Here is an 11,961-nt window from a genome sequence, read left to right as displayed (position 1 = left end):
CACCTCAATTCGCTCAATCTGCCAGTACATGAGGGGCCTTTTGCTCTGGGGGTCAAAGTCCAGGTAGATGGCGTCGAAAATGCCCCGCGCGGCGCTGGGGGTGATGACGGGGTAGCTGAAGCGCTCCACCTTGAACTCGGGCCGGGTAAAACAGGCCAGCTCGCCCCAGACTTCCAGGCTAAAACTTCGCATGCTGCCTCCTTCCAGCTCGTTTTTGCGAAACATACCAAAGCCTTGCCCCGGCGCCGGGTTAGATGACCAGGCCCACGCCGCCCCCCTCCTCCGGGATGAAGCCCAGCTTTGGGCTGTAGAGGGCCTCATCCGGGCACAAGTACCAGTCCGGGGCCTCGCCCCGGCCAAAGCGGAGGAAGACAGGCTCCAGGAAAGCGGGCGGCCCCCCTTTGGGCAGGAAGTAGGGCACCGTGTAGGGCCGGGCGCGGTGAATCCAGTCGGCAGCGATGCCCCTATCGCGGGCCTCCTGCATGAGGGCTTTGGCCTCGTCGTTGTAGGGCACCACCACGTTCACCGCGGGCGACTCGATGATGCGGTAGCGGCGGGCAAGCTCGGCGTAGTTTTGGGTCAGGATGAGCCTCTCGATCTCCGGGTCACTCGGGCTTTGCAGGCTGTAGAGGCTCTGGTAGTAGCGGCGGAAAGCATCGGGGGTGAGCTCGAGCCCTCCCTCAGCCTGCAGGGCGCGGGTCAGTTTGGCAGCCTGGGCGTAGGCTTGGTCGGGGTAGGCCTCATCCTCAGGCATAAAGACCACCAGCCGCCCCTCCTTGCGCAGGCCGTGCCGGTTGACCCGCCCAGCGGTCTGGGCAATGGCCTCCAAGGGCCCCAAGGCCCGGTAGCCCACGGGAAAGTCGAGCTCCACCCCGGCCTCCACCACCTGGGTGGCAATCAGGCGGCAGGGTGCCCCCTCGCTGAGCCGGGCCTGCACCTCCCCCAGCACCTTCAGCCGGTGGGCCGGGCACAGCGCGGTGGACAGGTGAAACAGCCCCTCCAAGCCCTGCGCCTCGGCCAGACGGAAGAGGGCGTGGGCCTGCCGCTTGAGGTTGAGCACCACCAAGGCCTGGGGGTCGGCCGCCAGCAAGGCGGCCAGGTGGGTCCAGGGGAGCGGGTTCTTGAGCCACCAGTCCACCCCCACCCGCTGGCTTTGCTGAAAGAGCACCCTGGGCTCAGGGGCTATCTCCACCGGCTGCCAGCCCTGCGGTTCACCCCGACGCACCCTCTCGTCCAGCGACTCAAAAGCGGGCTGGGTGGCGGTGGCAAAGACCACCACCGCGCCGTACTTTTCGCTGGCTAGGCGCGAGAGGGTTTTGAGGGTGGGGACGGCCAGGTGGGCGGGGAGGGTCTGCACCTCATCGAACAAGAGTACGCTCCCGGCCAGGTTGTGCAGCTTGCGGCAGGCCCCTGGGCGGTTCGCGTGCAGGCTTTCCAAAAGCTGCACGTGGGTGGTGAGGATGATGGGGGCTTCCCAGTTTTCGCTCAAGAGGCGGCGCTCAATCTCAGCGACATCCTGCTCGTCCGAAAGCTCCTGGCGCAGCGGGCGGTAGGCCAGGCTGTGGTCCTCCAGGATGTAGTGCGGGCCAAAATCGGCGAATAGGTCGCGGTAGACCTTGGCGGTCTGGTCCAGGATGGAAAGGTAGGGGAGCACCACCACGATGCGCCGTATGCGTGGGTCGCGCAGGGCTCGCTTTAGGGCAAAGCGCAGCATGGCTAGGGTCTTCCCCAACCCGGTGGGAGCAGTTAGGGTAAAAAGGCGTTCGGGGCGCTTCGAAGCCTCGGCAGCAGCGTCGGAAAGCGCCTTACGCAAGGCCCGAATCCTAGCCGGAATCCTCTCATCCCGCCCAAGCTCCTCCAGATAGGCCTCCAAGCGGGCCAGAGCCTGGCCTACCTGCAACGAGGGAGGGGTGGGGCGATAACCCTGACCGCGCAGGTGGGCCTCGGTATCCAAAAAGTCGGCGTCCACCAGGGCCGAGAAGAGCATACGGGTGTCCAACATGGCCGCAGCGCTACTGGGGGCCTCCAGAATGGCATCGCTGGGTGGAGGCAGCGCGAGACCGTCCTCCTGCAGGCGACCCTTGAGCAGGCCTAAGTTAACCTCGCTCAGCCACAGGCTCTCCGGAAAACCCCTTCTATCTGAGCGCAGCTGCATGCTTTTGAGGTTCTCCTTGGCCCCACTCTGCAACCCCAGGTGGTGGCCCTGCACGGCTAAAGCCACCTTCGGAGAGCGGTAGTCAAGAAGCGCCACATGCGCCCCCGCCGACCAGTGGTCAAGGCCGGATATCTTGCCGTGCAGGCGAAGCTGGAAGCGGTCGCCGTACTTACCCAAGTCGTGCAGCAGACCGGCCAAGCGGGCATTCTCCTCCTCACCAAAAGGCTGGGCCCTAGCAGCGGCAAGAGCAGCCACGTTGGCCAGATGCTCCCTCAAGGGCTGCCAGCGAGAGGGGTCAGGATGGGAGTGGGCCCAAAAGACAAAGGAGCTGGGAAAGGGCGAGGACGAGCAATACCGCTCGACAATCGCCCTAGCCTCCTCCAACCAGGCCCGGCGCAGGGCGGGGGGCTCCAGCACCTCCACCCGAGCCCCCCAGCTCAGCACCCAGGAGAGCAGCTCGAGGGGGAATCCACAAGGATGCTTGCCGGGGTCAATCTCAATTTCAACGAGAGTGTAACCACCCTCGAGCTGCTCCAACACACGCAGGTTGGGGTAGGCGCTCTCCCGGAGGCAGCTTACCATCTCGGGAGCAAAACGCAAACGCGCGCGAGGCATCTGGTCGTTGGGTTTCCCTTGCATAACTACCCGTCCTTTGTGTTCACTTTAGCAGCCCCACTTCTACGGGTCATCCAAATTTGGACACCCCGAATGAAGATGTTCATAAACTTTAGTCTCCTGCGCGCAACCCAAAGCAAAAAAGCCGCCCAGCGGCGGCTCACCTGGCCGAGGTTAGCGCCTAGCCTTCCACCTGCTGCCCTTCCTTTCGCGGCTTGAGCAGGGGAAAGAGAATTACATCCCGAATGCTCTCCTGCCCTGTGAGCACCATCGCCAGGCGGTCAATGCCTAGCCCCATTCCCGCCGCAGGCGGCATCCCATACTCCAGGGCCAGCAGGAAGTCCTCGTCAATCTCGGGCTCCTCATCATCGCCCGCCTCGCGCCGCCGGACCTGCTCCTCAAAACGGGCCCGTTGATCCAGGGCATCGTTGAGCTCAGAGTAGATAGGGGCAATCTCGAAGCCTGCCACAAACAGGTCCGCTCGCTCAGTGAGGTTGGACTTAGCGGGGTCCCGGTGGCGTTTGACCAGGGGGCTGATGGCCAGGGGAACATCCACCACAAAGGTGGGCTGCACAAGGCTGGCCTCCACATAGTGGCCAAAGAGCTTGTCTAGAAGCTTGTAGCTTGGTACATCCCTCAGCTCAGGGTGTCTCTCATCGGCCCAGGCCCGCAGGCGCTCGAGGTCGGTGGGGTCAAAATCCAGGCCGGCCCTCTCCTTGAGGGTAGCCACAAACTCAAGGCGCCGGAAGGGCTTGGCAAAGTCGATCGGGTGGCCGCCGTAGTGAATCCGGGTGGTGCCGAAAAGGTGCTCCACCAGCCCCGAAAGCAGGTCCTCTACCAAGCCCATCATGTCCTGGTAGTCCGCATAGGCCCAGTAGGCCTCGAGCATGGTGAACTCGGGGTTGTGTTTGGGAGAGATGCCCTCATTCCGGTAGTTGCGGCCAATCTCAAAGACCTTCTCAAACCCCCCCACCAGCAGGCGCTTGAGATGCAGCTCCAAGGCAATCCGGAGGTTGAACTCGTGACCCAGGGCGTTGTGGAAGGTCTTGAAGGGCCTGGCCTCGGTGCCCCCGGCAACGGCCTGCAAGGTAGGCCCCTCTACCTCCAAAAAGCCCCGTTCCTCAAAGAAGTTGCGGATGTAGCGCACCATCCGGCTGCGAACTCGGAAAACCTCCCGCACCTCTGGGTTTTGGATGAGGTCCAAGTAGCGCTGGCGGTAACGGGTCTCCACATCGCGAATACCGTGCCACTTGTCGGGCAGAGGGTGAAGTGACTTCACCAGAGGGGTGAACCTGCGCACCTTTACGGTAATTTCACCGGTCTTGGTGGTAAAAACCGTTCCTTCCACACCGATGATGTCGCCCACATCCAGTTTCTTGATGAGGTCGTAGCGTTCGGTGATGTCGCGGGCCAGGTAAATCTGAATCCGGCCGCTTTGGTCCTGCAGGTGGGCAAAACTGGCCTTACCCATGTGGCGGAAGGTCATCAGGCGACCGGCCAGGCGCACCTCCTCCTCAGGCCACTCCTCCTGGGGGCCGGCACCCGCGTGGGCGGAGAGAATCTGGGCGGCGTCGTGGGTTTTGGGGAAGCGGTAAGGAAAGCGCTCAAAACCCGCCTCCACCAGGGCCTCGAGGTTGGCCAAACGCTGCTGAGTCTGTTCGCTGTACTCTGGCATACCCCTCCAAAACCGCCCGATTATACCTGTAGGGGGAGGAATTTACCCAGTGCTGGAGATTGGTCTATCCTCGGAGTAGCGGGAGGTAGGTATGTGGCGGTTTCTTTTGCTGCTGCTCACAGGGTGCGCCCCGGTGTTCCTTGGCGCTGAGACCCTGGTGGTCTCCGAGCGGTTGGGGCTGGTCCTGCCGGACGCGCGCCTGCTGGCCCGGATACAGGAGGGCTCGGTAGAGATTACCGAGTTCTACTACGAACCCAACAGCGGGTACCGCCCCCGGACCCCAGGGGAGCTGCGGGCAGTGCGCGAGGAGCTTCAGCGCCAGCTCGAGACCATGGGATTTTCGTTCCGCTGCACCAGGGAGAACCTCTCCTTGCTGGGGGATGCCTACTGGATACTGCGCATGGCCCGGGGCAACGCCGGGGTAGGGCTGCTGCTGCGACCGCTGGAGAAGCCCGACCACTATCGGCTCGAGGTGGCTCCCACCGCGCCGGAACCCCCCCTTTTTCAATGCCCAGCCCGTTAGCACGGCCTGGGCTCGCTCAGTGCCGGATGGATTCTATCTCGAACTCCCTCCGGCCCTTGGGGGTGTCCAGCATCACCTTGGCCCCTACCCCCTGGCCTAGGAGGGCCTTTCCCAGCGGGCTTTCGTCCGAGATTTTCATGGGCCGCTCCAGAACGCTGGCCTCGGCCGGGGAGACCACCTGCACCTCCATTAGGTCCCCCTCTTCGGACTTTAGCTGAACCACAGCCCCCAGGGTCACCACGCTCACCTTGTGCCCTTCCTCCTCGATGATCTGGGCGCGGGATAGGGTATCGGTGAGGGATTCGATACGGGCCTCTATGCGGGCTTTTTCCCGCTTGGCGTCCTCCAGACCTGAGTCGTCGTAGTCGTCGGAGGACTCCATCAGCTCTTGTAGTATCCGAGTGGCCTCCTGTAAGCGGGCCCGTTCCTGCTCGAGCTCGGCTACCAACCGCTCGTACCCCGACTTGGTCAGCTTTACCTCACGTGCCATCTGGCCTCCTGTAAGATGCTCGCGATGCCGCGTCAATCGGTTGCAATTTAAGGGTCCCCTCAGCCCAACGAAGAGGCCCGGCCCCCCCGCCGAGCCTGGTTCACAGCGCTTCCGCTCAGGGTAGTATACCCCTGAGGAGGATTTCTCTCAAACGCCCGGGCCGGGCTGAGCCCGAGCAGCGCTCGGTGTCCCGACAGAGGGCTACGTAGCGGAAGTGGCGCCCGCTGTTGCCTACCCCAAAGCGGAAAAATTGCCCCGAAGAGCGGGAGATATGCCGCAAGCAGGCCTCGCAAACCAAGGGGGTGATGCTCGGGGCGGCGTCCAAAGGCTCCAACACCAGGTGAAGCGGGTCCTCCTGGATGTGCACCCGCCCTTCCCCATCGCGGTAGTAAAGCACCTCCCCCGGAGGCAGAAGCTCCGGGGAGGTCCCAGGGAACAGCTCCAGGATCAGTTCCCGCTCTTCGAAGGTTTTTTCCCCCATCTTGGCAGTAGCTTACCACGCCAAAGCACCGGCCGCCTCAACCGCCAACTTCCACAAGGGTGAGGGCGTTGCGGCCGTACACTCGGCGCTCGCCCAGAGGGAGCACAAGTTCAGCAGGATGCTGAAGGATGCAAAGACCCCCAGGCTCAACCACCGAGGCCTGGCGCAAACGCTCAAAGGCCTGCACCAGATCGTGAGGGTAGGGGGGGGCCATAAAGGCCACCGTAAAGCGCAAACCCCTCTGCTGGGCTTCCAACAGGTAGTGCTCCACCGACCTGGCCTCGATGCGCACAGAAAGCCTGGCCCTGCGCGCATTCTCCCGTATACAGCGGATGGCCTCAGGGTCCTTCTCCACCAGCACCACCCCAAAGCCTTCTGAGGCGGCCTCGAGCCCTACCGCCCCACTGCCTGCATAGAGGTCCAAAAAGCGCCCCCGGTGGGGGTAGCGGTAGCGCAGGTAGTCAAAGAGGGCCTTGCGCAGCCGGACCGGGCTGGGCCGGGCTGAGGCCGGCACCTTCAGGACCACTCCCCGTGCGGTTCCCCCCAGAATCCGCAGCATCTAAAGCCTGGGCACCAGGGTCGGAATCTGCACCACGCTCGCGTTGCGGAACCACAGTTGGCAGCTAAACTCACGCTGCCGGGTAGGCACCCGGACCGAGAAAGGGCTGGCCTCCCCAGGGGCCAGGCTGGGCCTGGCGATAGGGGCCGAGTTGACGCCGTACACCCGGTTGCTGGAAACCCCCTTTACCCCCTGCAACCCCTTCTCCACCAGCCGAAGGTGAACCCGGAGGCCCTGGACGCGGCTTTTGGAGATGTTCTCCACCACCCCCTGGGCGACCACAGCCCCACCGACATACGCACAACTCCAGCTCCTAACACGCAGCTTGTAGACCTCTTGGGCAGAGGCCAGGCCAAGGGAAAAAACCAGCGAAAAAACGAGAATTCGTCCCATCGCCAGGAGTATACCAAGGAGGCCGGTTTGACAAGCCGTCCTGGGGGTCGCTTAGCATACGGGCATGAAAATAGAGGCCGCCGAACTTCGGCTCATCTCCTTGCCGCTCAAGTTTCGCTTTGAGACCTCGTTTGGGGTGCAGACCGAGCGGCACATCATCGTGCTTACCCTCTATGGTGAGGGCCTGGAGGGCTACGCCGAAACGGTGATGGAGTACACCCCACACTACCGCGAGGAGACCATCCCAGGGGCCTGGGCCCTTTTGGAGGGGCTCTTGCTGCCCAGGGTGCTGGGCAGGGAGTTTGCCAACCCCGAGCTGCTATGGGGCGAGATATCCAGCTACCGCGGGAACAAGATGACCAAAGCGGCCCTCGAAATGGCCTTCTGGGACCTGTGGTGCAAGGGTCTGGGGCAGCCTATTTGGAAGGTGCTGGGCGGGGTGCGCCAGGAGATACCGGTGGGCATAAGCCTTGGGATAGAGGCCAGCATCGAGACCACCTTGGAAAAGGTGGCTAAAGGGCTTTCCGATGGGTACAAGCGAATCAAGCTGAAAATCAAACCGGGTTGGGATGTAAAGGTGGCCCTGGCGGTTCGTGAGGCATTCCCCGAGGCCAATCTTACGGTGGACGCCAACTCGGCCTACAGCCTGAACGACATCGCCACCTTTCGGGCCCTGGACGCAGCGCAGCTTGACTACATCGAACAGCCCCTGGCCTACGACGACCTGCTGGACCACGCCAAGCTGCAGTCGGCCATCGCTACCTCCATCTGCCTGGACGAGTCCATTACCTCCCCCGAGGATGCCCGCAAGGCGCTGGAAATCGGTGCGGGAAGGGTCATCAACCTGAAGCCGGCGCGGGTAGGTGGCATTCTGCAAAGCCGCAAGGTCCACGATATCGCCCAAAGCTACGGCCTGCCGGTCTGGATGGGGGGGATGCTGGAAGCGGGCATTGGCCGCGCAGCCAACATCCACGTGGCCACCCTACCCATGTTCGTCAAGCCGGGCGACACCTCTAGCGCCAGCCGTTACTGGCAGGAGGATATCGTTGAGGAGGCGCTGGAGGCTCGAGGAGGGATGATGCCGGTTCCCCAGGGGCCTGGCCTAGGCGTCACCCTGAAGCGGGACTTCCTAAAGAGGATTACCGAGAAAACCGCCTACCTTACCTCCCGCTGAGGCAGAGTCACCATGCCGGAGCTTTTCATCCGCGAGCTAAAGCTGCCCGAGGAGGCCCTGGAAATCCCCGCGCTCGAGCGGGCCATCTGGAACGACCCTGGCGAGAGCATCCGTCCGGGTACCCTAATAGCCCTGGTGCACGAAGGAGCCCTGCTGGCTGGGGCCTACGCGCGGGAAGAGGGGAGTGAGAGGCCGAGGCTGGTGGGCTTCATCTTCGGCTTCCCCACCAGCCGCCCCACCGACCACCACTCCCACATGGCCGGGGTCCTGCCGGCCTACCGGGACATGGGCGTCGGGTTTTTGCTCAAGCGCTACCAGCGCGACTGGGCGTTGTCCCGGGGTTACGAGCGGGTGGTTTGGACCTTTGACCCCCTGCGGGCTGCAAACGCCCACTTCAACCTGCAAAAACTGGGCGCCACCTTTGACCGCTACATCCCCAACTGCTACGGCCCCATGGGAGGCATCAACGCTGGGGCTCCTTCCGACCGGGTCTACGCCACCTGGGAACTGAGGAGCCCAAGGGTGCTGGAGCGGCTGTACGCCCCCCCACCCCCCCCAAAGACCGAGGGGCTGCCCCTGGTCAACCGGGTAGAGGGAGAGGTACCCCTGGAGGCCCGGCTGGAACTCTCTGAAAACCGCATCATGGTCCAGATTCCCGAGGACTGGGGGGCCATCCTGCAGGCCGACCCCGCGCTGGCGCTGGCCTGGCGGGAACACAGCCGGCTGGTCTTCGGGCATTACCTGGCCCGGGGTTACCGGGCTGTGGGGTTCGCAAGAAAGCCCAACTGCTACGTCCTGGAGCGCCGCCATGCCCAACCCTGCGAGCCAGCCCCACCCACCGAGGCTGAGGGAGGAGCTTTTTGAACGAGCTTCAGATATGGACGGCTGAGGTGGTCTACACCGGGTTCGGAACCCCCATGCGCCATGGGGGGCTGCTGGTCCAGGGGGGGTACGTGGTGAGAACAGGGCCGCTGGAGGAGCTGCGGCGGTGTTATCCCGAAGCCGAGGTGGTCCACAGGGGAAAAGCCCTCACCCCTCCGGTGGTCAACGCCCACACCCACCTAGACCTCTCCACCACGCCCCGCTTCCAAGGCCCCTATCCTGCCTTCATCCGTCACGTCATCGCGCACCGCTCCAGCCGTACGCCAGCGGCGGTGCGGCAGGGGCTTGCCGAGCTCCAAAAAAACGGCGCGGGGGCTTTTGGCGACATCGCCTACAACCTCGAGGGGGCCGCTTGGCTGGTGGAGAACAGCCCTCTGCCAGGGGTGGTCTACCTGGAGGTGATTCACCGCAACCCCCAGGAGGCCGAGGCTGTGGCCAGCCGCCTGGCCCACCTGGTCGCCCGGCTTCAGCGCAGGAGCCGTAGGCTGCGGGTGGGCCTTGCGCCCCACACCCCGTTCAATGTGAGCCCTCCCCTGCTCAAAAGGCTGTCCGAACTGGCCCAAAAGGAGGGGTTCCCCCTCCAGATGCACGTAGCCGAAAGCCCTGAGGAAACCGAACTCCTAACCCAGGGCAGAGGGGCGCTCCAGGCCATTCCTCAGAGCCTGGGCCTTCCCCCCTATCAAGACCTCCCCGGACTTACCCCGGTGCGCTACCTGGCAAAGCTGGGGGTGCTGGGACCCCATCTGACCCTGGTCCACGGGGTACAAGTGGACGAAGAGGAGGTGCAGATGCTGGCCCAAAGCGGCAGCCGGGTGGTGTCCTGCCCCCGCAGCAACGCAGCCCTGGACTGCGGCGAGTTCCCCTGGGCCCTCTACCTAAAGCACGGCCTAGAGGTGGCCTTGGGCACCGACTCCCTAGCCAGCAGCCCCGACCTGGACGTACGCAATGAGGCCCTGGCGCTTTGGGGCAAGGTGGACCCCAGGGTGCTGGTGCGGGCCGCTACCCGAAGCGGCTACCGGACATTGGGCCTGGAAACCCCCCGCATCACGCGCGGAACCCCGGTCTCCCAGGTACAATCCTGGTAGCTGGAAGACCTCCGGCCCCGCTTATGCAGATTGGCGCGCTCATCCTCTACAGCGCTTTTGCAGGCGCCCTCACCGGGGCTTTCGCCGCGGGGTTTGCCTCTCTGCTGAGGCTCATAGAGCGCTACCTGATGGGCGAAACCCTGGGGTACCTGCCCCCAGGACTGCCCGGAGAGGGCGGGCTCACCCAGGTTTTCCGAGGGCCTAGCCCCGCCTGGCTGGCCCTGCTGTTGCCGTTGGTCTTCGTGGCCTCGAGCTACCTGGGTTCAGGTCGGGGGCTGGGATGGCTCCTAGCCGCCTATCGCTCAGGCCAGCCGGTCCGGGCAATGGAATACCTGCGCGGCATTCTGGGCGCACTGGTGCAGCTTGGAGCAGGCTCCCCCATGGGCCGGGAGGGGCCCATGGCTGCGCTGGGCCTCTGGATAGGAAGCATCCTGGGGCGGCGCATCCCGCTGGGAGAGTCAAGCCGCTTTCTCCCCTTCGCTGGGATGGCCGCGGGCTTTGCCTCAGCCTTTCACGCCCCGATGGCAGGGGCGCTGCTGGCTAGCGAGATTGTCTACCGAGGGCTGGCCCTCGAGGTAGGCGCGCTGGCCCCAGCCCTCATTGGGGCCCTGTCCGGGTTCACCGTATATGGCCTCCTGCACGGCTACGGCCCCCTACTGGAGCTGGCCCCAGGTCCCTTCACCTGGCCCCAGCTCCTCTTTGGCCTCATCACTGGCCTGGTCTGCGCTGGGGTGGGCAGCTTGTGGCTGGAAAGCGAGCGCCTCCTACAACGCTTCCTCAGGCGCCTGAGCTTCGGGATGCGGCACGCCCTTTTTGGCGGCGTGCTGGCCCTGGTACTGCTTTTGCTGCCCGAGGCTCTGGGCAATGGGCTGCCCTGGGTCCAGCTCGGCACCTCGCCCATCCTAACCCTCCCCTTTTTAGGGGCGCTCCTCCTCACCCAGCTCGCCCTTCTGATCCTGGCGGGGGGAGTGCGGGCCTACGGCGGCCAGCTCACCCCAGCCCTGGCCTTAGGTGGGCTGAGCGGCCTGGTTTTGGCCGAGCTTCTGGGCCAGGCCGCCCCCTCCTTGGTCCCCTCCCCATCCACCGCAGCCTTGGTAGGCATCACCGCGCTGCTGGCCGGGATGGCTCGAGCGCCCTTCGCCGCGGTTGTGCTGGCCGGGGAGATAGGAGGGTACGGTCTGTTGCCCCTGAGCCTCACGGCCGCCTTTGCCGCCTACACCTTTACCAGCCCCAAAGGGAGCCTCGAGCTCGAGGAGTCTAGCCTAGATAGGAATGGGCCAGGGGAGCCTCTGCCTGAAAGCGCTCCGCAAACTTCACAGAAGCCTCCGCCCCCCACCTCGAGCGGCTCGCCCTGAAATCCTCCAGGCTGTAGTCCCATCGGTAGAAGCCCTGGTAAAAACCGAACACCTGTTCGGCCACGGCCTGGCCTTCCTCGCCGATGTCCACATACACCACGGGCCGGGGAATGTCGCTGCGGTAGTAGTGAAACAACCGAACGGGCTCGCGGTGGGGCCGGCCCACCAGCTTGGGAATGCGGCAGAACTTAAGGGCCGAAAGGGTGGCCCAGTAGGTTGCGCGGTGGTCCGGGTGAACATCGTGGGGGTTCCAGGTGATGACCACATCGGGCTTCCATTCCGCCATCACCCGGGCAACGGCCAGCGCTTCCTCCCTTCCACCGGTAAGCCCGCCATCCGGAAAGCCGAGAAAGCCATGCTCGGCGCCGATTATCTCTGCAACCCGTCGCCCGTGCCCCTCCCGGACACGGGCCACCTCCTCAGGGGGGGTATCGCCAAACTGGCTGGCCAGCTCCCCCCGGGTAAGCCACAGGAGCATGGCCGCATCCCCTCGCCGCACATGCTTTGCCAGCGTGCCTGCTACCCCAATTTCGTCGTCTGGATGGGCAAAAACAGCAAGTAAGCGCACCCCTCA

13 protein-coding genes are annotated in these 11,961 nt (G+C 64.3%); 5 read left to right on the top strand and 8 right to left on the bottom strand.

Features of this window, described 5'->3' with window-relative positions:
- The 3 genes from cas5 to lysS form a co-directional block, all read right to left on the bottom strand.
- Window positions 1–192 (bottom strand): CRISPR-associated protein Cas5 (gene cas5, locus NZ849_RS07515; RefSeq protein WP_367182957.1); only part of this gene is annotated, 192 nt, incomplete at its 3' end.
- Between the two features lie 58 nt (window positions 193–250).
- Window positions 251–2,770 (bottom strand): CRISPR-associated endonuclease Cas3'', encoded by a 2,520-nt coding sequence (locus NZ849_RS07510; protein WP_295405782.1) that lies wholly within the window; start codon window positions 2,768–2,770, stop codon window positions 251–253.
- 181 nt (window positions 2,771–2,951) lie between these two features.
- Entirely contained in the window at window positions 2,952–4,445 is a 1,494-nt protein-coding gene (gene lysS / locus NZ849_RS07505) for a lysine--tRNA ligase (RefSeq protein WP_295405775.1), read from the bottom strand.
- Window positions 4,446–4,536: 91 nt separating this feature from the next.
- Between lysS and NZ849_RS07500 the strand changes: the two genes are divergently transcribed.
- Window positions 4,537–4,968 (top strand): hypothetical protein, encoded by a 432-nt coding sequence (locus tag NZ849_RS07500; protein ID WP_295405774.1) that lies wholly within the window; start codon window positions 4,537–4,539, stop codon window positions 4,966–4,968.
- A gap of 16 nt (window positions 4,969–4,984) precedes the next feature.
- On the opposite strand, the gene NZ849_RS07495 is transcribed toward NZ849_RS07500, so the two are convergent.
- The 4 genes from NZ849_RS07495 to NZ849_RS07480 form a co-directional block, all read right to left on the bottom strand.
- Window positions 4,985–5,458, bottom strand: coding sequence for a GreA/GreB family elongation factor (locus NZ849_RS07495; protein ID WP_295405773.1), 474 nt, complete (start codon window positions 5,456–5,458; stop codon window positions 4,985–4,987).
- 115 nt (window positions 5,459–5,573) lie between these two features.
- On the bottom strand, window positions 5,574–5,939 hold the full coding sequence (locus tag NZ849_RS07490) for a hypothetical protein (protein WP_295405771.1): 366 nt from the start codon (window positions 5,937–5,939) through the stop codon (window positions 5,574–5,576).
- A 37-nt stretch (window positions 5,940–5,976) separates the two neighbouring features.
- A complete protein-coding gene (locus tag NZ849_RS07485; protein WP_295405769.1) occupies window positions 5,977–6,498 on the bottom strand; it encodes an RsmD family RNA methyltransferase in 522 nt (173 codons plus the stop codon).
- On the bottom strand, window positions 6,499–6,891 hold the full coding sequence (locus NZ849_RS07480; protein WP_295405767.1) for a hypothetical protein: 393 nt from the start codon (window positions 6,889–6,891) through the stop codon (window positions 6,499–6,501).
- 64 nt (window positions 6,892–6,955) lie between these two features.
- On the opposite strand from NZ849_RS07480, the gene menC reads away from it, so the two are divergent.
- The 4 genes from menC to NZ849_RS07460 are packed head-to-tail and all read left to right on the top strand — an operon-like array spanning window position 6,956 to window position 11,387.
- Window positions 6,956–8,065: an o-succinylbenzoate synthase gene (gene menC / locus NZ849_RS07475; RefSeq protein ID WP_295405764.1), complete on the top strand. Its 1,110-nt coding sequence runs from the start codon at window positions 6,956–6,958 to the stop codon at window positions 8,063–8,065.
- A 12-nt stretch (window positions 8,066–8,077) separates the two neighbouring features.
- On the top strand, window positions 8,078–8,929 hold the full coding sequence (locus NZ849_RS07470) for a GNAT family N-acetyltransferase (RefSeq protein ID WP_295405762.1): 852 nt from the start codon (window positions 8,078–8,080) through the stop codon (window positions 8,927–8,929).
- Window positions 8,926–10,032: an amidohydrolase family protein gene (locus NZ849_RS07465; RefSeq protein WP_295405760.1), complete on the top strand. Its 1,107-nt coding sequence runs from the start codon at window positions 8,926–8,928 to the stop codon at window positions 10,030–10,032. Before NZ849_RS07470 ends, NZ849_RS07465 begins: the two co-directional genes overlap by 4 nt.
- 23 nt (window positions 10,033–10,055) lie before the next feature.
- Window positions 10,056–11,387, top strand: coding sequence for a chloride channel protein (locus tag NZ849_RS07460; RefSeq protein ID WP_295405758.1), 1,332 nt, complete (start codon window positions 10,056–10,058; stop codon window positions 11,385–11,387).
- On the opposite strand, the gene NZ849_RS07455 is transcribed toward NZ849_RS07460, so the two are convergent.
- On the bottom strand, window positions 11,290–11,955 hold the full coding sequence (locus NZ849_RS07455; RefSeq protein WP_295405756.1) for a PIG-L family deacetylase: 666 nt from the start codon (window positions 11,953–11,955) through the stop codon (window positions 11,290–11,292). The two genes, NZ849_RS07460 and NZ849_RS07455, sit on opposite strands and share 98 nt — an antisense overlap.
- Window positions 11,956–11,961: the final 6 nt, after the last annotated feature.

It is taken from the genome of Meiothermus sp. (assembly GCF_025060375.1).
Lineage (GTDB): Bacteria > Deinococcota > Deinococci > Deinococcales > Thermaceae > Meiothermus.
The sequence above is the reverse complement of the archived record's forward strand: the minus strand, read 5'-3'. Positions and strand labels throughout refer to the sequence as shown.